Annotated in this window: 18 protein-coding genes; 10 read left to right on the top strand and 8 right to left on the bottom strand. The window is 57.9% G+C overall.

Annotated features, from left to right (window positions below; all coding sequences use genetic code 11):
• The first annotated feature begins 41 nt into the window (after positions 1-41).
• The gene (locus Absy_RS07685; RefSeq protein ID WP_048854157.1) at positions 42-800 is read left to right on the top strand and encodes an OB-fold nucleic acid binding domain-containing protein; all 759 of its coding nucleotides are present in this window, start codon (positions 42-44) and stop codon (positions 798-800) included.
• Between the two features lie 125 nt (positions 801-925).
• The gene (locus Absy_RS07680; RefSeq protein ID WP_025826588.1) at positions 926-1102 is read left to right on the top strand and encodes a DUF1328 domain-containing protein; all 177 of its coding nucleotides are present in this window, start codon (positions 926-928) and stop codon (positions 1100-1102) included.
• Positions 1103-1196: 94 nt separating this feature from the next.
• On the opposite strand, the gene glyS is transcribed toward Absy_RS07680, so the two are convergent.
• Positions 1197-3257: a glycine--tRNA ligase subunit beta gene (gene glyS, locus Absy_RS07675; RefSeq protein ID WP_048854156.1), complete on the bottom strand. Its 2061-nt coding sequence runs from the start codon at positions 3255-3257 to the stop codon at positions 1197-1199.
• Between the two features lie 4 nt (positions 3258-3261).
• Positions 3262-4146, bottom strand: a complete 885-nt coding sequence (locus tag Absy_RS07670) for a glycine--tRNA ligase subunit alpha (protein WP_048854226.1) — start codon at positions 4144-4146, stop codon at positions 3262-3264.
• A 233-nt stretch (positions 4147-4379) separates the two neighbouring features.
• Here Absy_RS07670 and Absy_RS07665 point away from each other — a divergent pair, with 233 nt between their 5' ends.
• Entirely contained in the window at positions 4380-5138 is a 759-nt protein-coding gene (locus Absy_RS07665; RefSeq protein WP_048854155.1) for a DUF2076 domain-containing protein, read from the top strand.
• 106 nt (positions 5139-5244) lie between these two features.
• On the opposite strand, the gene Absy_RS07660 is transcribed toward Absy_RS07665, so the two are convergent.
• From Absy_RS07660 to Absy_RS07645, 4 genes are all read right to left on the bottom strand, one after another.
• Entirely contained in the window at positions 5245-5766 is a 522-nt protein-coding gene (locus Absy_RS07660) for a helix-turn-helix domain-containing protein (protein WP_181015895.1), read from the bottom strand.
• A 135-nt stretch (positions 5767-5901) separates the two neighbouring features.
• On the bottom strand, positions 5902-7584 hold the full coding sequence (gene lnt, locus Absy_RS07655; protein ID WP_048854224.1) for an apolipoprotein N-acyltransferase: 1683 nt from the start codon (positions 7582-7584) through the stop codon (positions 5902-5904).
• Between the two features lie 94 nt (positions 7585-7678).
• Positions 7679-8524: a GNAT family N-acetyltransferase gene (locus tag Absy_RS07650; RefSeq protein ID WP_048854154.1), complete on the bottom strand. Its 846-nt coding sequence runs from the start codon at positions 8522-8524 to the stop codon at positions 7679-7681.
• Positions 8521-9012, bottom strand: coding sequence for a Fur family transcriptional regulator (locus Absy_RS07645; protein ID WP_048854153.1), 492 nt, complete (start codon positions 9010-9012; stop codon positions 8521-8523). Before Absy_RS07645 ends, Absy_RS07650 begins: the two co-directional genes overlap by 4 nt.
• A 159-nt stretch (positions 9013-9171) precedes the next feature.
• Between Absy_RS07645 and Absy_RS07640 the strand changes: the two genes are divergently transcribed.
• Positions 9172-9456 carry a sulfurtransferase TusA family protein gene (locus Absy_RS07640; RefSeq protein ID WP_048854152.1) on the top strand — a complete coding sequence of 95 codons (285 nt, stop codon included), beginning with the start codon at positions 9172-9174 and terminating at the stop codon, positions 9454-9456.
• 57 nt (positions 9457-9513) lie between these two features.
• Here Absy_RS07640 and rho read toward each other — a convergent pair whose 3' ends face one another.
• Both rho and Absy_RS07630 read right to left on the bottom strand, forming a co-directional pair.
• Positions 9514-10812, bottom strand: a complete 1299-nt coding sequence (rho, locus tag Absy_RS07635) for a transcription termination factor Rho (protein WP_048854151.1) — start codon at positions 10810-10812, stop codon at positions 9514-9516.
• A 251-nt stretch (positions 10813-11063) separates the two neighbouring features.
• Complete coding sequence (locus Absy_RS07630; protein ID WP_048854223.1) at positions 11064-12212, bottom strand: magnesium transporter CorA family protein; 1149 nt, start codon at positions 12210-12212, stop codon at positions 11064-11066.
• 264 nt (positions 12213-12476) lie between these two features.
• On the opposite strand from Absy_RS07630, the gene trpB reads away from it, so the two are divergent.
• The 6 genes from trpB (at position 12477) to Absy_RS07600 (ending at position 19907) form a co-directional block, all read left to right on the top strand.
• The gene (trpB, locus tag Absy_RS07625) at positions 12477-13721 is read left to right on the top strand and encodes a tryptophan synthase subunit beta (protein ID WP_048854150.1); all 1245 of its coding nucleotides are present in this window, start codon (positions 12477-12479) and stop codon (positions 13719-13721) included.
• Positions 13718-14551, top strand: coding sequence for a tryptophan synthase subunit alpha (trpA, locus tag Absy_RS07620; RefSeq protein WP_048854149.1), 834 nt, complete (start codon positions 13718-13720; stop codon positions 14549-14551). The genes trpB and trpA overlap by 4 nt, the downstream gene beginning before the upstream one ends.
• A 19-nt stretch (positions 14552-14570) precedes the next feature.
• Positions 14571-15827, top strand: a complete 1257-nt coding sequence (locus tag Absy_RS07615; protein ID WP_048854148.1) for a TIGR03862 family flavoprotein — start codon at positions 14571-14573, stop codon at positions 15825-15827.
• Positions 15824-17305: an ATP-binding protein gene (locus Absy_RS07610; protein ID WP_048854147.1), complete on the top strand. Its 1482-nt coding sequence runs from the start codon at positions 15824-15826 to the stop codon at positions 17303-17305. The genes Absy_RS07615 and Absy_RS07610 overlap by 4 nt, the downstream gene beginning before the upstream one ends.
• A gap of 53 nt (positions 17306-17358) precedes the next feature.
• Entirely contained in the window at positions 17359-18549 is a 1191-nt protein-coding gene (locus tag Absy_RS07605) for an ATP phosphoribosyltransferase regulatory subunit (protein WP_084597012.1), read from the top strand.
• 68 nt (positions 18550-18617) lie between these two features.
• Entirely contained in the window at positions 18618-19907 is a 1290-nt protein-coding gene (locus Absy_RS07600; protein WP_048854146.1) for an adenylosuccinate synthase, read from the top strand.
• Positions 19908-20091 lie beyond the last annotated feature (184 nt).

Genomic DNA, 20091 nt, shown 5'->3' with positions numbered 1-20091 from the left:
TCCTGTATGGGCAGGGCGCGCCTGTCCTTAGTGGTTGTTCCATGCGCTTTTTGCTTAGTTTGTCTGGTCTTATTCTGGCGTCTTCGGTTGCGGTGGCTGCTCCTGCCCATAAGGGGGGAGGCAGCAGTACCGCATCTTTTGCCTCCAGGCAGACAACAACGGAAAAGCAGGCAACAGGCGTGTATGACCTGTCTGCCCTGCCCGTGTTTACGGGGAGTGTCGTGCAGTTTTTGCCAGCCCCCCACGGTGGTGTTGTCGGGTTTGTGCTTAATGATGGCACGCAGGTTTTTGTTTCTCCCGAACAGGCCCATACATTTGCGGGGCTGGTCAAGGTTGGCGATAAGGTAGAAATTCGCGGCATTAAAGGACAGGTTCTGCCTATTATTCGCGCGTTTAGTGTTGCCAATCCGCGTGGACGCACCGTGCAGGACAGCTTTATTGAAATGCCCTTGCATTCGCCCGAAATGATCGCAGGGCCAGACCTTGTGCTGCATGGGGAGGTCTGGATGCCGCTGTACGATGTTGGTGGGCATTTGTGTGGGGCAATACTCAAGGATCATTCGGTTATTTATCTGTCCCCGCGCGAGGCGGGGCGTGTTGCCGATCTGCTGCGACCCGGGCAGACCCTTTATGCGGTTGGTGGTGGCAGCAGCGGGGATTTGGGCGTGGCGATTGATGCGCGCGAGATTGGACCCGCATCTGATAAGTTGATCAGTATTGCTGTTGGGAATACGCCTCCACCCGGTCCGGCACCGGGGAGCGCTGGTTATGATATTATTCCCGGAGCGGACGAGCACTAAGTCCGCTCAATACAAAGTGTTATGTCCACAATGGCGACCACCGAACCGTGGTCGCCATTGTGCGTTAAGCCTCTAGAAGGATCATGAAGCATTCATGGCAGGACCGTGGGTGAGTGGAGGTCGTAATGGCACTTATACGGTGGATTATTGTTTTTCTTATTTTTGCCCTGCTGGCTTCTTTGTTCGGGTTCAGTGGTGCTGCATCCGGTTTTTCAGAAATAGCCAAGGTGCTTTTGTTCGTTTTTGTTGTGCTGCTTATTATCAGCCTGTTTTTTGGCGGTCGGTCCCGCTCTGGCCCGTAAACAAAAATATGGCGCGCACTTAAGGTGCGCGCCATGAACTATTTGAATGCTACTTTTATGTTTCCCACCTTCCAGTTGCTGGAAGGTGGTTTTTTTATCCCTCGATCTGGCTGAAGTCCGCAATCAGCCGCATCATGCGTACAAGGCGCGATAGCAGTTTAAGCCGGTTCTGGCGCAGCTCTGCTTCTGGCGCGTTGACTGTGACAACTTCAAAAAAGCAGTCCAGTGGCTGGCGCAGGCTTGCAGCAGCACGCATGGCATCGGCAAAATGCTCTGCTGCAAATGCCTGTTCCACTGCGGGTTCCACCGTTTGCAGCGTGGTGTAGAGGGTACGTTCTTCCTCTTGCTGGAACAGGGCGGGGTCGGGCATACCCTCGTGCGGGCCATCTTTTTTGTCTTCAATGCGCAGAATATTGGCAGCGCGGCGGGTTGCTGCCAGCAGATTTTTGCCGTCTTCGGTTTCCAGCATGGTCTGGAGTGCCTGTGCACGGGCCAGCAGGCGCACAATGTCGGTATCTTCATTATCGACAGAGATCGCGGCTAGGCAGTCATGCCGAGCCCCTTCCGCACGGAGCTGTACGCGCAGGCGTTCGGCTATAAACTGGGGCAGAAGAGCCAGATCCGGTGCCGTACGCAAAAGTTCGGGCAGGGCTTGTGCTGCCAGTACAAACACTTCCACCAGATCCAGACGTAAACCGTTTTCGCGGATCAGGCGGATAATGCCAAGAGCTGCGCGGCGCAGTCCAAACGGATCACCGGAACCGGATGGTTTTTCGCCCGCAGCAAAAAATGCCGTTAGCATATCAAAGCGATCAGCCAGCCCAACAACAACAGAGACAGGAGCTGTTGGTACCTCATCACCCGGGCCACGAGGGGTGTAATGCTCGCTAATGGCCTGTGCCACATCGGCATGTTCGTTGTCATGCCGGGCATAATACCCACCCATCACCCCCTGCAGTTCGGGAAACTCCCCGACCATGCCGGTTGTCAGGTCTGTTTTGCTCAACAGGGCGGCCCGCTCGCAATGCTCCTGCGAGGCACCAGTTTTTTGTGCCAGAATGCCCGCAAGACGCACCATCCGGCGGGTACGGTCCCCCTGTGTGCCCAGCTTGGCATGGAAAGTAATATTGTTCAGCCCTTCCACGCGGGAGGCAAGGCTTTGCTTGCGGTCCAGATTCCAGAAGTGGCGGGCATCTGCAAAGCGGGCACGGAGCACGCGCTCGTTACCGCTGACGACCAGAGAGCCATCATCGGTTGGAATAATATTGGCAACAAAGGCAAAGCGCGGTGCGGCGGAACCATCGCTGTTGCGCAAGGCAAAGTAGCGCTGGTTAACCCGCATGGACACCTGCATGACCTCGGGTGGCAGATCCATGAAAATCGTGTCGATCTGGCCGAGGAATGGCACCGGCCATTCGACCAGACCCGCGACCTCGTCCACCAGTCCGGCATCGGGGACAATGCTCAGCCCCTCTGCTGCGGCAAGGGCGTTAAGCCCGGTTGTAATGGTCTGGCGGCGTTCGGCTGCATGTACCATAACATGGCGGGCGTGGAGTTCCTGCTGCCATTGTGCCGCGTTGTGAACATCCATAACACCGGGATTGAGGAAGCGGTGTCCTTCGGTCTGGTTGGAGGCACAAAGATGATGCCCATTATCCTCCGCCGTTGCCATAGAGAACGGAACAATCTGCCCATCCAGCAGGCACACAATCCGGCGCAGGGGGCGGACCCATGTCATGGTGCTGCCATTGCCCCAGCGCATGGATTTGGGCCAGGGGAAGCGGCGCAGCAGGTCGGGCATGACCGCAGCAATATGAACGGCGGCCGCAAGAGGGGCTTCCTCGCGTTCCAAAACCCAGAACCCGTTTTGCAGGGTCAGTACGTCTTTGTTAACACCGTGCTTGCGGGTAAAGCCTTCCAGCGCTTTTTCCGGCGCGCCTTCACGCGGACCCCGTTCGGAAATGGTGCGTCCTGGCACCATGCTATCCAGCTTGAGTGTTGCGGCAATGCGGCGTGGACCTGTGTAGCTGCGTGCATCAACCGGGTTGAGGGGAGCCAGTGCGTCGGTTAACAGGCGGAGCAGGTTTTCGCCTGCCTGTTGCTGCATACGGGCAGGGATTTCTTCAGAAAAAAGTTCTATCAGCAATTCGGGCATGGTTTTATTTGTCCTCGCCTGCCAGCCAGGTCTCGCAACAGAGTTTTGCCAGTGTGCGCACCCGGCCAATGTAGGCCGCGCGTTCGCTTACGCTGATGACGCCGCGTGCATCAAGCAGGTTGAACAAATGGCTGGCTTTTAGGCACTGGTCATATGCGGGCTGGGCAACGCCTGCTTCTGCCAAGGCGACGCTTTCTTTTTCTGCATCGGTAAAGTGCTGGAAGAGCAGGTCCGTGTTGGCCAGTTCAAAGTTATGGCGTGAATAGTCCTGCTCGGCGCGCAGGAATACATCACCATAGGTCAGGCCTGCTCCATTATAATCCAGGTCGTAAACATTTTCGACGCCCTGCACATACATGGCCAGACGTTCCAGTCCGTACGTCAACTCCGTGGACGGCAAGGTTACGGGAATGCCCCCAACTTGCTGGAAGTAGGTAAACTGCGTGACCTCCATACCATCGCACCAGACCTCCCATCCCAGCCCCCATGCGCCAATGGTGGGGTTTTCCCAGTCATCTTCCACAAAACGGATGTCGTGTTTGTCCGGGTCAATGCCAATGGCGCGGTAGCTGTCCAGTAGGAGCTTCTGGCTTTCTTCCGGTGTGGGTTTGAGCAGAACCTGATACTGGTAATAGTGCTGGAGCCGGTTTGGATTTTCCCCGTAACGTCCGTCAGACGGGCGGCGGCAAGGCTGCACATATGCGGCCTTCCATGGCTTGCTACCCAAAGCCCGCAGTGTTGTGTGGGGGGAGAGGGTGCCCGCGCCTATTTCCTGATCATAGGGCTGGAGAATGGCGCACCCCTGTTTTGACCAGAACTGGTGCAGGGTCAGAATAAGATCCTGAAAGGAAAGAGCCCGCTCTGTGGGGCGGGGAGACGCCGGGTCCATGATAGGGATGAAACTCCGCAATATGACGATCAGGTTGGATGTGCCCAGGGCACGGTTTGGCACACCATACAGCCCCATGGGCAAGACCGGAAGAGAAGGAGGCGTTTATGGCAGGGTTTCCCTGCTGGCACACTCTCTTGTAACAGTCTTGTCGGCACGCCACATCTTGGTCAGAGTGTTCTGGCAGAAAGCTCTGGTGCTGCAATGTGCCCGGCAGGGCGGGAAGGTATGGAATGACAAACGAAGAACGCGACCTTATTGAAAAATTTATGGCCCGTGTTGGTGGGGCTGCTCAGGGCAGTTTTGGCAGCGTGCCGGGGACCCAGCCCAACCTGCCAGCGATTGACCCGCAGGCGGACCAGTTTATTGCACAGGAATTCCAGAAATACCCCGAAGCCCGCTACCGCGTGACCCAGATGGCCGTGGTGCAGGAAGCCGCTCTGGTGCAGGCACAGAATCGGATTCAGCAGCTCCAGTTCCAGCTCCAGCAGGCACAGCAGGCTCTACAGGCCGCGCAGCAGCAGGCAAATGCAGGGCAGCAGAAGTCGGGTGGTTTTTTTGGTGGTCTGTTTGGTGGCGGGCAGTCTGCCCAGCCACAGGCGGCTCCGCCTCCGGGGTGGGGTGGTCGGCCAGCCATGCCTCCGCAGTATCAGCCCCAGCCCATGCCTTATGGTATGCAGCCTTCGGCTTTTCAGGGCGGTTCGGGCTTTCTGGGCAGTGCCCTTACAACGGCAACCGGGGTTGCAGGTGGGATGCTGGCAGCCAATGCCCTGACCAGTCTTTTTAGCGGCCACCACGATGCGGGCGTGGGAGATGCTGGCATGGGTGGCACCACAACCAATGAAACCATTGTGAACAACTATGGTGATTCGGGAGCTGACCCTTTTGCCGGTGGCGGTGTGCAGGCCGATCAGGGATTTGACGCCGGTGGTGACTGGGGTGGTGATGCCGGTGGTGGTGATTGGGGCGGTGGAGATGACCAGAGCTTCTGATCTGCCATCAGACTTTGGGCTGAGGTAATAAAAAGAGCGGTGCTTGCAAGCATCGCTCTTTTTTTGTGCGCAGGCCAGCCGGGCTATGCTGGCAAAAAGGGGAGGGTTAATCCGTAAAGCTCGGTTTAGCCATGGACTGGACCAGATCAAGCACTTTTTGCCGTAAGGTTTTATCCGGAATCTGGTAATAGGCCCGTACCAGATCCAATGTTTCCTTTCTGGCCAGAAGATCCTGTTCTTCCGTCATGGCTTGTGTGGTTGTGTTGGGGAAGGGAGGTGGAGGGAAGGCGGGTGGTGGCGGTGTACCAAAAGGCTTGCGTGTTTCCGCAAATCCTTTGGTGTTCATGCCCAGATCCTGCCTTGCTGTCATATCGTCAAAGAAAAAGCTGATCGGTACGTCCAGTGCTGTTGCAATGTCGTACAGTCGGGAGGCTCCGACCCGGTTGGTACCCCGTTCGTATTTTTGAATTTGCTGAAACGTGACCCCAAGTGCCTCTCCCAGTTTTTCCTGCGAAAGACCCAGCAGTGTCCTGCGTAGCCGAATGCGTTTGCCAACATGGGCATCAATGGTTTCGGCGTGGGTGACTATCGTGGGGGCTGGATCCGTCAGAGGTTCAGTTTTGCTCACGACTGGGCTTTTTCCCGCGGCTGTGAATGCTGGAACAAGGGGACGGATAACATGCAATCTTAACGTTTCATAAAGGAAAATTGGGAATGTTTCACCAAAACGTTCAGTAATTGCACCATAAAAAACCCTACCTATTTAATGCATAGTCGTTTTTTGCGAGGGCGCAACAGATTGTCGCGTAGCAGGCCGTCGGGGCACACCGGCCAGCAGGAGCAGCAGACCGCACAAAGCAAGAGGAATGGACTGACCAAACCTGCCAAATAAGGTTGGCGGAAGTGAGGCAGGGAGCGCGGTGACCAGAACACCTGTTTTACCCCACCCCAGATGATCAATCATATGGCCCAGACCATCATACGCAACGGAAATGCCAGTGTTGGCGGCGCGCGCTACTGGCAGCCCTTCTTCCACGGCGCGCAGGCGCACGGAGGAAAGGTGCTGGCGTGGCCCGGCACTGTTGCCAAACCACGCATCATTCGTCACGTTTGCCAGCCAGCGTGGGCGGTCATGGCTGTTGACCACATCGCCTGAAAAAATTACTTCGTAGCAGATCAGCGGACCAACGGCGGGAATGTCCGCCAGATGCCAGGTCTGTGGACCGGGGCCTGCGGCCATGCCTCCCTGAGGTACGATTTGCAGGGGAATAAACGGTGGCTGGTATTCCCCAAAAGGAACCAGTCTGGCTTTATCGTAAACAGCTTCCATGGCACCGTCAGGCGCAAGCGCAATAACGGAGTTACGGTAATGTCCGCTGTCATCCATTCGCAGCGCGCCAATAATTCCTGCATCAGCCCCCGTAGCCCATTGCATGATAATCTGCCGTGCATGGGGGCTATCCTGTAACAGATCATAGCCGGGGAAGGCTGTTTCGGGCCAGAGGAACACAATCGGACGGAAATGCTCCCCCGGTTTGTTCAGGCTGGCCTGTAATGCCTGCGCATGATGCACACCTTCGGCGGTTAGGCGCAGATAGCGCATAAAAATATCGCGTGGTGACTGTCGGCCAATCTTTTCAGTTTCCGGCACATTGCCTTGGACCATAATGGCAATGGGGCCGGGTTCACCCGTGGGGTGGGTGCTGGATAGTCGCACGTTTCCGGCAACACACCAGAGAAGAACACCACTGACCGAGCACACAAAAACGCGCTTGCGCAAGTCAGGGAGAGAGGGGGCCGGGGTATGATTTGCGCCGGTTTGCAGGCATATCCACCGCGCCAGCACTGTTGGTTCCAGCCAAATGGCACCACACAGACTGGCAAGCAGAACAAGAGCCAGAGTCAGCCCATCTTCCCCGATCCATGCAGCGGGCTGAATAAGCAGGCTGCCAACCGGGCCGGGAACGGCAAGGCTGCTGCCCAGAGCATTCCACGTAAAACCACTAAAAATAAAGGTGCGACCCATATCAAACAGGGTCCACAAGGCGGCAAAAGCGCTCAGGCGGCGTATGCCTGCGGGTAACAGGCAGCAAAGGGCGGCGGGAGCCGCAACTGTCGGTGCCAGAATGAGCGCACAGCCAAGGGAGGGAAAAGGTACAAACCACCAGAACTCATCCGCCCGGATCAGAACGGCATATACCAGCCAGTAAAGGCCTGCGGCATAGAACCCGAACCCGAATAGTGCTCCCGCCCATGCTGCGCGCTTCCAGCTTTGGGTGGCATTCAGGATCAGCCCCAGCGCCCCAAAGGTCAGGAGCAGGACTGGCAGACAATGCACAGGTGGGAGCGCTAAGGTGGAGAGGCCCCCCAAGCCCAGCAGAATGCCGGCAAAGCGGAGAGTTTCCCGCTTTGGGCAAAGGCGGGCAAACGCAGTTGTAAGGCGCATGGGGGTGCTCATGGCGCAAGTGGGCTGCCAGCCCGCTTGGTGGATCGGTTAAAATTCAGGGCGTAAAAGACCCATGGGCTACGCCATGCACGACTTAGTCCAGAGCATCGCGCAGGCGGCGTTCGTAGTGGCGGTAGTATTTATCTGCCAGCAGTTCGCTTTTAACCAGAATGGCAACATCCGTGGTGTTGAACTGCGGGTCAATAACCGCACCATCACCAACGTAACCACCAAGGCGCAGATACCCTTTGATCAAGGGCGGCAGGCCAACAAGGCAGCGGCGTACATTCAGTGTGTGCGGGTCGGTACGCAGCATTTCCACCCGCCGGTTTTCCAGCGCTCTTACGCGCAGGGCAGGGGGGGCCAGATGGTTGTGGTAGAGGTAGGTCAGTTCATCGGCAATCTGGTCCGGGTCCGTGCACGGCAGGCTTGCACAGCCGAACAGCAGGTCGATGCGATGCAGGAAGATGTAGGAGGCAATGCCCCGCCACAACAGTTGCATGGCTGCCCGGCCACGGTAGTTCTTGTCCACGCAGGAACGCCCGACTTCGAGCAGTCTGCCGGGGAACTCCTTGAGGGGGGTAATGTCGTATTCGTTGGAAGAGTAAAAACGACCGATTTTCTGGGCCGCGTCGCCCTGTACAAGGCGGTAGGTTCCAACCACACCGCGTGCATCGGAAGCAATGGCGTTGTCGATGACCAAAAGATGGTCGGCAACACTGTCAAACTCGTCAATATCGCGCTTTAAACGGAGGGTTTCTGCACTGGGGTGTGCGCCCATTTCCTCGTAAAAAACGCGGTAGCGCAAGGCTTGTGCCGCATCGCGCTCATCGTCTGTTTCGGCAATACGTACACTCAGGCTGCCGCCATGCAGCTCTGGAAAACGCGACCGGTCCAGTTCCAGTGCGGAGAGACCGCCAGTTGTTTGTGTGGAACTCATGTCTGGTCTCCCTTGCGGCGTGAACGAGGCGTTGTTTTGCCGGGGGCCTTGCTGGCGGGCTGTCGTTTTTTACCAAACAGTTCCAGTCGCATGGACACAAATTCGAATCCAAGCCGGTCCGCCACCTTCATCATGAAGGCTTCATGCTCGGGGTCTTCAAACTCGATCACTTTACCGTTATCAACGTCAATCAGGTGATAATGGTGCCGACCATGTTCCGTTGCTTCGTATCGAGCACGGCCACCGCCAAAGTCGCGGCGTTCCAGAATGCCTTTTTCCTCTAGCAGACGCACCGTGCGATACACGGTGGCAACCGAAATGCGGGAATCCAGTACCAGCGCACGGCGGTACAGTTCCTCCACATCCGGGTGGTCATCTGCTTCGGAAAGAACACGGGCAATAACGCGCCGTTGTCCGGTCATTTTCAGGCCGTGTTCGATACACAGCTGCTCAATCCGTGATTCTGCCGCTTGTACCTTCAAGGTCACAAACCCTGCCTAATGTTATCATCTCTGCGCTAGCCTTTCAGGTAGCCGAACTCAGAGGTGTTTGTCCAATTTTACACGATCATACAGTTTTTTTATGGTGTGTAAGCCTGAAGTGTATGATGGCGGCCTGTCGTTTTTTCCTCGGAAGGAGGCGTTTACATGCATGATACCCCGATACCCGAACGTGAGAACGAGACCAGTGCGGCCATGCTGGATATTACATCCGAGAAGTGCCCCATGACGTTCGTGCGCACTCGGCTGGCGCTGGATGTGCTGCCAGCAGGTGGTGTACTGGCCGTGCGCCTGAAAGGGGAGGAATCCCACCGTAATGTCAGCCGCTCCGTAAGGGCACTGGGTCATAGCATTCTGGCAGATGTGCCCCAGCCCGGAGGTAGCGTGCTGCTGACAATCCGCAAAAAAGAGGCCGCATCTGCTCCTGCCTAAAGAGTATTAAGGTGTGAGCACATGCGGCCTTGCCGTATGGCCCTGCCGAATGCAGGGCTAGTTGTTCATGGCTTCAAAGAAGTCATTGTTTGTTTTGCTGTATTTCAGCTTATCAAGCAGGAAGTCCATGGCGTCCATGGTACCCATGGGAGCCAGAATCCGGCGCAGGACCCACATCTTGGACAGGGTGGACCGGTCAACCAGAAGCTCTTCCTTACGTGTGCCGCTTTTGGTGATGTCGATGGCGGGGAAGGTACGCTTGTCCGCCAGCTTGCGGTCCAGCACCAGTTCCGAGTTCCCTGTGCCTTTGAATTCTTCAAAGATCACTTCGTCCATGCGGCTGCCTGTATCGATCAGGGCGGTCGCAATAATGGTCAGGGAGCCCCCTTCTTCAATATTGCGGGCTGCACCAAAAAAGCGTTTGGGGCGTTGCAGGGCGTTTGCATCCACACCACCGGTCAGGACTTTACCGGATGAGGGCACAACCGTGTTGTAGGCGCGGGCCAGGCGGGTAATGGAGTCGAGCAGAATCACCACATCGCGTTTGTGTTCCACAAGGCGTTTGGCTTTTTCGAGCACCATTTCGGTCACCTGCACATGGCGGTGGGCCGGTTCATCAAAGGTGGAGGCAATGACTTCGCCCCGTACGGAGCGGGCCATATCGGTCACTTCTTCCGGGCGTTCGTCAATCAGCAGCACAATCAGGAACACTTCGGGGTGATTGGCTGAAATGGACGAGGCAATGCTCTGGAGCATAACGGTTTTGCCCGAGCGCGGTGGTGCCACGATCAGGGCGCGCTGGCCCATACCAATGGGGGAGACAAGGTCGATCACCCTGGGGGTGAAGTCTTTTTGCGACCCTTTTTTGTTTTTGTCGCCCTTTGGTTCGGGGGCAGATGCCTGACTTTCCACTTCCATCTGCAAGCGGCGCTCCGGGTAGAGCGGGGTCAGGTTGTCAAAATTGATCCGGTGGCGAACCGCGTCGGGGGACTCAAAATTGATCGTGTTGATCTTGAGCATGGAAAAATAGCGTTCGCCGTCTCTGGGCGCGCGAATCTGCCCTTCAACCGTATCACCCGTGCGCAGGCCAAAGCGGCGCACCTGTGTGGGGGAGATATAAATATCATCCGGGCCGGGAAGGTAGTTGGATTCGGGGGCACGCAGGTATCCAAACCCGTCGTGCATGATCTCAAGCGTGCCTTCGCCATAAATGGCCTGATCGTTATCAGCCAGAGTCTTGAGAATGGCGAACATCATATCCTGCTTGCGCAGGGACGACGCGTTTTCGATATTCAGGTCTTCAGCACAGGCCAGAAGGTCGGCTGGGGACTTGGCCTTGAGTTCCGCAAGATGCATCTAATAAATGCCCTGACTGGCAAGAGAAGTTCAAAAGGGGAAGGTCCGGGTTGTTCCATGCACGGCAAAGTCGATCGGGGAGACCGGAAACATACATGCCCTGAAGAAGGCATGGCCGAGCCAGAAAAAACCTGACGGGAGGAAAACCGCTGGGCAGGTGAAGTCAGCCAGCGTCTGGGTCCGAATAATAGCTACGGCAGAATTGATCGTCAACAACAGATCAGGTCTGGCGTACGCATGGCGGAAGGGCGTTATTTAATGCCCCCCAGCCAGCCTTTTTTCCAGAACCAGAAGAGCGGGAGCACAATGGTGGTCGCCATGAGCCCTAGCGAATACCAATAACCGTAAGCCCAATCCAGTTCGGGTATGTATTTGAAGTTCATTCCGTAAATGCCTGCAATCAGGGTTGGTGCTACCCCGATAAAGCTGACTACGGTCAGAATTTTCATCACGCCATTCTGCTCAATGTTGATGAACCCCAAGGTGGCATCCAGCAGAAACTCCACCTTGTCCTGCGACTGGGAAACATAGGCATCAAGTGAGGACAGGTCGTGGCTGACAGAGGTTATGCGTGCACGCAGAATCCCTGACAGGGCATAGGCAGCGGTTATTTTGCCTTCCTCATCCGGTGCAGGAGTCGCAAGGGATGTCGGGGGGGCTGTTCGGGGCGTGCACAGGGCAAAGCCGGTTACTGGCAGGGCGGAGGCGGTTTTCCGGCTTTCTCCCAAAAACAGGGCAATCCGTTCCATGCCCAGCAGCGTATCGCGCATACGGGAGCATAGGTTGCCTGCTTCGCCCACGCGCTGGAGCAGGTCGCGCTGCCACATGGCAACATTGCGAATGGGAGTCTGCTGCGTGCGGGCACGGAAAATATCGTGCGAGAGCGTGTCGAGCAGATTGCCCATGCTTTCCAGAATGTCGGCCAGCCGGTCCACAATCCCTTCTATCAGGGCGACCAGTATCTCGCCTGCATGGAGCAGGGTTTCGTGCTGGGGGGGCAGTTCGCTGGGCTGGGCGGGCGTGCTCAGGTGGTCGGGTGTTGTATGCGGTGGCGGCATGGCAGAGGCCACGCAGTTTGCAACAAGCTGGGCTACGGTTTCGAACGCCAGATAAAACTGGAAACGAATGGTAAAAAGCCGGTTTTCGGTCAGAATAAAACCGACTGGCATGGTCTGAAAATCCGACCCACTCTTGCGGAGCAGGGGGGAGGATAAAAAAGCAGCCCCATTGCGCACACTGATGCGGGACGAACTTTCAATCGCGCTCAGGTCTTCCAGCGTGGGTATGGGCTGGCCGCAGAGCTTTTCTGCCAGAGCCAGTTCCTGGGGGGTGGGGTTGAGAAGATCCAGCCAGACAGCGCTTTTGGCATCGTCTTCCGTTTCAACGGCGCGAGCAGGCATACCGGGCCTGTGGGCCAGAAACATGCGATTCTCCGTGTTTTGCCTTTGGTTGGCGCAGGCGCATGGTGTGCTGCTGGCAGGTGTTCCAGAGCATGTGCGTCTCTCAAGTATGACGCCTTTGCCCTGTTTGTTGCAAGATGAGCGCACGGGACCGTGCAATGCGGTCGCGCATCTGGTAAGCCATTTGACACGTTGAAAAAGACAAAAATGGAAAGGCACCCGCCAGGGCGCGCAAAGTGGTTACAAGGAGCGGCAGGACGAATAATGGCGAACCCGACAGAGCACGGCGCCCCAGTGGCACAGAGCAATTCCTTCAGGCAGCAGCCTGATGAGCATGGTCATTTTGGTGGTCGCTACGGTGGCCGCTTTGTGGCCGAAACGCTTATGCCGCTTATTCTGGAACTGAACGAGGCGTACGAGGCCGCAAAGGCTGATCCTGCTTTTCATAAAGAGCTGGTGTACTATCAGACCGACTATATTGGCCGTCCTAGCCCGCTGTGGTTTGCCCGCCGTATGACCGAAGAGCTTGGGGGCGCAAAAATCTACCTCAAGCGTGAAGAACTGAACCATACGGGGTCGCACAAGCTCAATAACGTTATGGGGCAGATTCTACTGGCCCGGCGGATGGGCCGCACCCGTATTGTGGCCGAAACCGGAGCTGGCCAGCATGGCGTTGCAACCGCAACCGTGTGCGCCCTGTTCGGCATGAAGTGCGTGATCTACATGGGCGCGACCGATGTGGAGCGGCAAAAGCCAAATGTGTTCCGTATGCGTCTGTTGGGGGCGGAGGTTGTTCCCGTGACCGCTGGGGCCGGAACACTCAAGGACGCCATGAACGAAGCCATGCGCGACTGGGTGGCAAATGTTGCCGATACCTACATGCTTATTGGCACCGTGGCTGGCCCACATCCATACCCCGCCATGGTGCGTGACTTCCAGAGTGTTATTGGCGAGGAAACCAAGGCGCAGATGCGTGCAGCCGAAGGGCGCCTGCCCGATGTGGTTGTGGCTGCCATTGGTGGTGGCTCCAACGCAATGGGTATTTTTTACCCGTTCCTTGATGATGTGTCCGTGCGTCTGGTCGGGGTGGAAGCCGCAGGTCATGGGCTGGATAGTGGCAAAACGGCGGCGTCCATCGAGCGTGGTCGTCCGGGTGTACTGCATGGCAACCGGACATACCTGCTGCAAAATGCAGATGGTCAGATTGACGAGGCGCATTCCATTAGCGCGGGGCTTGATTACCCCGGGGTTGGGCCGGAACATTCCTGGCTGAATGATATCGGGCGTGCGGAATATGTCGGTGCGACCGATAACGAGGCACTGGAAGCCTTCCAGCTCTGTACCCGACTGGAAGGTATTATTCCCGCACTCGAATCTGCTCATGCCGTGGCTTATGCTGCCAAACTTGCCCCTACCTTGCCCAAGGACACGCTGTTGGTGGTCAACCTGTCTGGTCGGGGTGACAAAGATATCTTTACTGTTGCCGAGCATCTGGGAGTTACGCTGTGAGCCGTATTGCCGCCCGTTTTAAAGCCCTTGCTGCCGAAGGCCGTGGTGCGCTCATTCCTTATCTGGAAGCGTATGACCCCGACCGCTCCACATCGCTGGAACTGCTCAAGGCCATGCCAGCCGCCGGGGCTGACCTGATTGAGGTTGGGATGCCTTTTTCCGACCCATCGGCTGATGGTCCGGTTATTCAGGCTGCGGCGCTGCGTGGGCTCAAAGCAGGTGCCACGCTGGTGGGCGTGCTGGATATGGTAGCCGAATTCCGCAAGGATGATGACGAAACCCCGGTTATTCTCATGGGGTACGTCAATCCTGTAGAAGCTTATGGTTACGACCGCTTCTGCAAGGATGCTGCCGCTGCTGGTGTGGATGGGCTTATTCTGGTTGACCTGCCCCCAGAAGAGGCGGGCGTTATTGCCGCGCCCGCTCAGGCTGCTGGTCTGGACATGATCCGTCTGGTTGCTCCCACCACGCCCGATGCCCGTTTGAACTATGTGCTCGCTCATGCTTCGGGCTTTGTTTATTATGTAAGCATTGTTGGTATTACCGGCACGCGTTCGGCCAGTGCGCATGATCTGGCCAGTGCCATTCCGCGTGTGCGTGCGGCCACCAACCTGCCCATAGCCATTGGTTTTGGTGTGCGTACGCCAGAGCAGGCGGCACAGGCATCCAGTATTGCTGATGGTGCGGTTGTGGCTTCTGCCCTGTTGGCCACACTGGCTGAAACACTGGACGAACAGGGGCGGGCAACCCCCCAGACTCTTCCCCGTGTTCTGGAGCAGATTCGCGCTCTGGCGCAGGCAGTCCGTACCGCTGGGCAGAAAGCCGAGTGAGCAGCACTGTTGATGCCGCATGACGGATAAGCCGCGTATTGTTGTGGTAGGCGGTGGCCCGGCAGGGTTGGCGGGGGCGGAGTATCTGGCAGCGGCTGGGTGCTCCGTTCATGTTATGGACCGTATGCCCAGCTTTGGCCGTAAATTTCTGATGGCGGGGCGGGGTGGGTTGAACATTGCCCATTCCGAACCTCAGGCCATGGTGCTTGAGCGGTATGGTCCTGCGCGCCCCTGGTTGCAGCCTGCATTGGACCAGTGGACCATGCAGGACATAAGGGACTGGATGGCCGGTTTGGGGCAGGAAAGCTTTATTGGTTCCTCCGGTCGTGTTTTCCCCGTGGGGATGAAGGCATCCCCCTTGCTGCGGGCATGGCTTGCCCGGCTGAAGGATGCCGGGGTTGTTTTTCAAACCCGTGCAGACTGGTCGGGTTGGAATGCGCAGGAGCAGCTTCTGTTTGCTGTGCAGGCACACGCCCATGCAGTCCCGCAGCAGACTGTGGTGGAAGCAGATGCCGTTTTGCTCGCTCTTGGAGGAGCAAGCTGGCCTCGGCTTGGGAGCACTGGTGGCTGGGCACCGTTGCTTCAGGCCCGTGGGGTGGAGGTGGCCCCGCTGGAGCCTGCCAACTGTGGGTTCTGTTGCCAGTGGTCTACGTTTTTTGCCACGCGTTTTGCCGGAACACCCCTTAAACCGGTTGCCCTGAACTTTGGTGGCAGGCGTGTACGTGGTGAGATTGTGGTGACCGGTACAGGGGTGGAAGGAGGGGCACTTTATGCGCTCTCCCGCTTCATCAGGCAGGCTATCACGGCGCAGGGACAGGCCACGGTTCTATGCGACCTGCGACCCGACCTGACCGAGCAGGAACTGCTGGACCGCCTCCGGGCGACCCGCGCGCGGGAGAGCCTGAGCAATCGGTTACGCAAAGCGCTTCGCCTAGCCCCTGCGGCCGTGGCCCTGCTGCGGGAAGGAGGCGACCTTCCGACGGATCCGCGTGCGCTGGCGGCCCGGATTAAGGCTGTACCACTCATTTTTTATGCACCTGCGCCACTGGCCCGAGCCATTTCCACCGCAGGCGGGGTCACGCAGGCTGCGTGTGACGAATCCTTTATGCTCAAGGTTCTGCCCGGCGTGTTTGTTGCGGGGGAGATGCTGGATTGGGAAGCTCCGACCGGAGGGTATCTGCTCCATGCCTGTCTGGCTACGGGCAGGGCCAGTGCAAAGGGCGTGCTGGCATGGTTGCGCAAGGGTGGGGCAAGGCGGTATCCCCTTCAACCATGAACAGCATGATTACGATGGGGGAAGTGCCGGGGGGCGGTCCGGCACAGATGGACCTTGGCGAGCTTCTGGCGACACGCCTTCTGGTTCAGGGGAATTCCGGTTCAGGCAAGTCGCACCTGCTGCGGCGCTTGCTGGAGCAGTCTGCCCGTATGGTGCAGCAGGCCATTATTGACCCCGAAGGGGATTTTGTCAGTCTGGCTGAAAAATTTGGCCATCTGGTCATAGATGGTGCCGATCATTCGGAAATGGCTTTGCACGCCGCAGGGGAGAGGATGCGGATGCACCGTGCCTCGGTCGTGCTTAATCTGGAAGGGCTGGATGCAGACCAGCAAATGCGCTGGGCGGCAGCTTTTCTGGGGGGCATGTTCGAAGTGCCCCGCCAGTACTGGTACCCGGTGCTGGTTGTGGTGGACGAAGCCCAGCTTTTTGCCCCCGCCGCAGCGGGCGAGGTCTCGGATGAGGCACGTCGGGCCTCCCTTGGCGCCATGACCAATCTGATGTGCCGTGGCCGCAAACGTGGGCTTGCAGGTATTATTGCCACGCAGCGCCTTGCCAAACTGGCCAAGAACGTGGCTGCGGAAGCCTCCAACTTTCTTATGGGCCGCACATTTCTGGATATTGATATGGCCCGTGCGGCTGACCTGCTGGGTATGGAGCGCAGGCAGGCTGAAGCGTTCCGCGACCTTGCGCGTGGTACGTTTGTGGCCCTTGGCCCGGCTTTAAGCCGTAGACCGCTCTCCGTCCGTATTGGCACAGTGGAAACAGAAAGCCGCTCGGCCGGACCGGTTCTGGCTCCGTTTGTTCCCCCCGAAGCCCCGGTGCACGAGCTTATTCTGGCTCCGGTGCCTGTGCAGGAACTGCCAGCCCGGCAGCGCAAGGCGCCAGCGCCATCTGTACCGGATCTGCTTACGCAGCTTGCAGCCCACGGCGAAGTACAGGCCAATGTGCAGGCAGAGCAGGAACAGGAGGAAGAAGAGCCAGAATCGCAGGCCGAGCGGGAAGCACGCATGAGCGCCATCCTGCGGGATATGATGGACGACGAGGATTCGTCCTTTCGGCCTGTCCCCGTTCTGTATCAGGATTTTCTGGTGCGGTGCCGTATTGCAGGGTTGGGCCGCAATGCGCTGGACCTGCGGCGCTTTAACCGCGCACTGGCGACAGCCCGTAGCGGAGTGAGTGAGGATATGTCCGCATCGACCGAGTGGCAGGAGGCCGAAGCCCGTGCATCGGCTCTGCCGGAGGATTTGCAGGCGGTCTTTCTGTTTTTGGCCCGCGCTGCCATTGAACGCACACCCTGCCCATCGGATGCGCAGATTGCAAAGGTCTATGGTACGGTCTCCAAAGGTCGCGCACGCCGCCTTCTGGCTTGGTTTGAGGACCAGAATCAGGTTGTTCTGAGGGCCGATGGCGTGGGCCGCAGAGTACTGACCTTTATAGGCACAGGGTGGGAAACGTTGCCCGGTGTGGCGGATGGCTGAGCGCGCTCTGTGCATTTGTATGGCAAAAGGCGCAAAAGAACATGCCCGCGGGCATGACGGGCGAAGCGGGGAGTGCTATAGCCCGAGGCATGACGGACGACCCGCCCTTTAGCCCGGCCCTGCTGCCCGCTGGCTTTGTAGATCTGCTAACCCCCGATGCCCGAACGGAAGCGCGGGGTGTTGCAACCCTTATGGATGTGTTTGCCTCCCACGGGTATGACAGCGTCCGACCGCCTCTTATGGAATTTGAGGAAACCTATCTTGCCGGTGCAGGCGTTGCACTGGCAGAGCAGTGCTTCCGGGTGATGGACCCTGATACGCGGCGTATGATGGTGCTGCGGCCAGATATTACGCCACAGATTGCCCGTATGGCAGCGACTCGCGTTGGCGGGTTGCCACGCCCACTCCGTGTTTCTTACGCGGGGCCGTGCGTTGTGGTGGCTCCCGTTGCTGCGGAGGAAAGCAGCCGCCAGATCATGCAGACGGGCATAGAGCTGATTGGGCCGGATTCGCCCGAAGCCGATGCCGAGGTCATGTCCATTGGTGCTGAAGCGCTCATGCGTCTGGGTGTGAAGGATGTCTCCTTCGACCTGACCATGCCCCCTTTCATCCCTGCCTTGCTGGAAGAAGCTGGCGTACCGGTTGCTCACCGTCCGGCTCTTATGCGGGCTCTGGATCGCAAGGACGCTGCGGCTGTTGCCCAGCATGGGGGCGCATTGGCCGCAACGCTGATTGCTTTGCTCGATGCGACGGGGGCTGCAGAACATACAGTGGCGCATCTGGCGGAATTGACCTTGCCGCCCAAGGCGCGGGTTATTCTTGATCGTCTGATCGATACGGTTGCCGCCCTGCGGGAAATCTGTCCGACCCTGCGTATGACCGTGGACCCTGTGGAATTCCGTGGCTGGAAGTACCATACAGGTGTGTGCGTTACGTTGTTTGCCGTTGGCCGTTCGGAAGAGCTGGGCCGTGGTGGACGTTACCTTTGCAATGATAATGAGCCAGCCTGTGGTTTAACCCTGCGGCCCGATATCCTGTTCCGCATGATTCCACCAGCACCTGCGCGGGAGCGGGTGTATCTGGCGGTAGATGCCAGCAGGCAGCAGGCAGCCAGCCTTCGTGCACAGGGGTATGCCACCGTGCAGGGTTTTGCCTCCGGTGCACAGGCCGAGACCGAGGCCCGCCACCTTGGGTGTGCCAGCCTTCTTACCAGCACCCAGCGAATTGACCTTACCCAGGGGTAAGGTCTTGCCCCTGGGTGTGATTTTCCTTTTTTGACCAGCAGGCAGTTTTTTTCAGGAGCAGACCGTCTATGTCCAACGTAACCGTGATCGGCGCCCAGTGGGGCGATGAAGGCAAAGGCAAAATTGTTGACTGGCTAGCCAGCCGGGCCGACGTGGTGGTGCGTTTTCAGGGCGGTCACAATGCTGGCCATACGCTGGTGGTTGGCAATCAGGTTTACAAGCTGTCGCTTCTGCCGTCTGGCGTTGTAAGCGGCAAGCTGGGGATTATTGGCAATGGCGTGGTGGTTGACCCACAGGCCCTGCTGGCCGAAATTGGCCGTATTGCCGAACAAGGGCTGAAGGTTACGCCCGAAACCCTGAAAATTGCTGAAAATGTACCTCTTATCCTGCCTGTGCATGGCGCGCTTGACCGTGCGCGAGAAGCCGCACGGGGCGATCGCAAGATTGGTACAACAGGCCGTGGTATTGGCCCTGCCTACGAGGATAAGGTTGCCCGCCGCGCTATCCGTCTGTGCGATCTGGCAGAGCCGGAAACGCTGGACTGGAAGTTGGATGAACTGCTGCTGCACCACAACACGCTGCTCTCAGGCCTTGGTGCGCCCACGTTCTCCAAGGAAGAGCTGCTGGCTTTTCTGAAGGATGTTGCACCAAAGGTGCTGCCGTTTATGGCGGCAACGTGGGATATTCTGGACGATGCCCGCCGCAATGGCCGGCGCATTCTGTTTGAAGGCGCGCAGGCGGTCATGCTGGATGTGGACCATGGGACATATCCGTTTGTGACCAGTTCCAACACGGTTGCAGCCAATGCAGGGACTGGCTCCGGCATGGGCCCATCTGCCGCCGGGTTTGTGCTGGGGATTGCCAAGGCTTACTGCACCCGTGTGGGTGAGGGGCCGTTCCCCACGGAACTGCATGATGCGGTGGGCCGCCGCCTTGGCGAGCGTGGTCATGAATTTGGTACGGTTACCGGGCGTCCGCGCCGTTGCGGCTGGTTTGATGCCGTTCTGGTGCGCCATGCCGTGCGGGTTGGTGGTGTTAACGGGCTGGCCCTGACCAAGCTGGATGTGCTGGATGGTCTGGACGAAATCAACATCTGTGTTGGTTACGAACTGGATGGACAGAAGATTGAGCGCTTTCCTTCCGGCTCGGCTGCCCAGCAGCGTGTACGCCCGATTTATGAGACGATTGAGGGCTGGAAAGAAACCACGCAGGGTGCGCGCCGCTGGGCCGACCTGCCCGCTCAGGCAATCAAATACGTACGCCGGGTGGAAGAACTGGTAGGGGCACCGGTAACGCTGCTGTCCACCAGCCCGGACCGGGATGACACCATTCTGGTGCGTGACCCGTTTGAAGATTGATACATGATCGTTTTGTGACGACGTGCCGTAAAAGCCTCCGCCCTGTGCGGGGGCTTTTTTGTTCGTATGTTTGGTGCTGGGGTGCGCTGGTCATAAAAGATTCATAAAGCATTTTTTGCCGCGTGAACGGCGGTTTTTACGGGTATTCTGCGCGCAAAAACCCCTTTGATAAAGGGTTTGGAGC

Origin of the sequence: Acetobacter syzygii (assembly GCF_000964225.1) — a bacterium.
Lineage (GTDB): Bacteria > Pseudomonadota > Alphaproteobacteria > Acetobacterales > Acetobacteraceae > Acetobacter > Acetobacter syzygii.
The sequence above is the reverse complement of the archived record's forward strand: the minus strand, read 5'-3'. Positions and strand labels throughout refer to the sequence as shown.

Bases quoted from the DNA above. Each gene is read 5' to 3' on its own strand.
- Absy_RS07685 (WP_048854157.1), top strand. From the start codon at position 42: ATGCGCTTTTTGCTTAGTTTGTCTGGTCTTATTCTGGCGTCTTCGGTT.
- Absy_RS07680 (WP_025826588.1), top strand. From the start codon at position 926: ATGGCACTTATACGGTGGATTATTGTTTTTCTTATTTTTGCCCTGCTG.
- glyS (WP_048854156.1), bottom strand. From the start codon at position 3,257: ATGCCCGAATTGCTGATAGAACTTTTTTCTGAAGAAATCCCTGCCCGT.
- Absy_RS07670 (WP_048854226.1), bottom strand. From the start codon at position 4,146: ATGGACCCGGCGTCTCCCCGCCCCACAGAGCGGGCTCTTTCCTTTCAG.
- Absy_RS07665 (WP_048854155.1), top strand. From the start codon at position 4,380: ATGACAAACGAAGAACGCGACCTTATTGAAAAATTTATGGCCCGTGTT.
- lnt (WP_048854224.1), bottom strand. From the start codon at position 7,584: ATGCGCCTTACAACTGCGTTTGCCCGCCTTTGCCCAAAGCGGGAAACT.
- Absy_RS07650 (WP_048854154.1), bottom strand. From the start codon at position 8,524: ATGAGTTCCACACAAACAACTGGCGGTCTCTCCGCACTGGAACTGGAC.
- Absy_RS07640 (WP_048854152.1), top strand. From the start codon at position 9,172: ATGCATGATACCCCGATACCCGAACGTGAGAACGAGACCAGTGCGGCC.
- rho (WP_048854151.1), bottom strand. From the start codon at position 10,812: ATGCATCTTGCGGAACTCAAGGCCAAGTCCCCAGCCGACCTTCTGGCC.
- Absy_RS07630 (WP_048854223.1), bottom strand. From the start codon at position 12,212: ATGCCTGCTCGCGCCGTTGAAACGGAAGACGATGCCAAAAGCGCTGTC.
- trpB (WP_048854150.1), top strand. From the start codon at position 12,477: ATGGCGAACCCGACAGAGCACGGCGCCCCAGTGGCACAGAGCAATTCC.
- Absy_RS07615 (WP_048854148.1), top strand. From the start codon at position 14,571: ATGACGGATAAGCCGCGTATTGTTGTGGTAGGCGGTGGCCCGGCAGGG.
- Absy_RS07610 (WP_048854147.1), top strand. From the start codon at position 15,824: ATGAACAGCATGATTACGATGGGGGAAGTGCCGGGGGGCGGTCCGGCA.
- Absy_RS07605 (WP_084597012.1), top strand. From the start codon at position 17,359: ATGACGGGCGAAGCGGGGAGTGCTATAGCCCGAGGCATGACGGACGAC.
- Absy_RS07600 (WP_048854146.1), top strand. From the start codon at position 18,618: ATGTCCAACGTAACCGTGATCGGCGCCCAGTGGGGCGATGAAGGCAAA.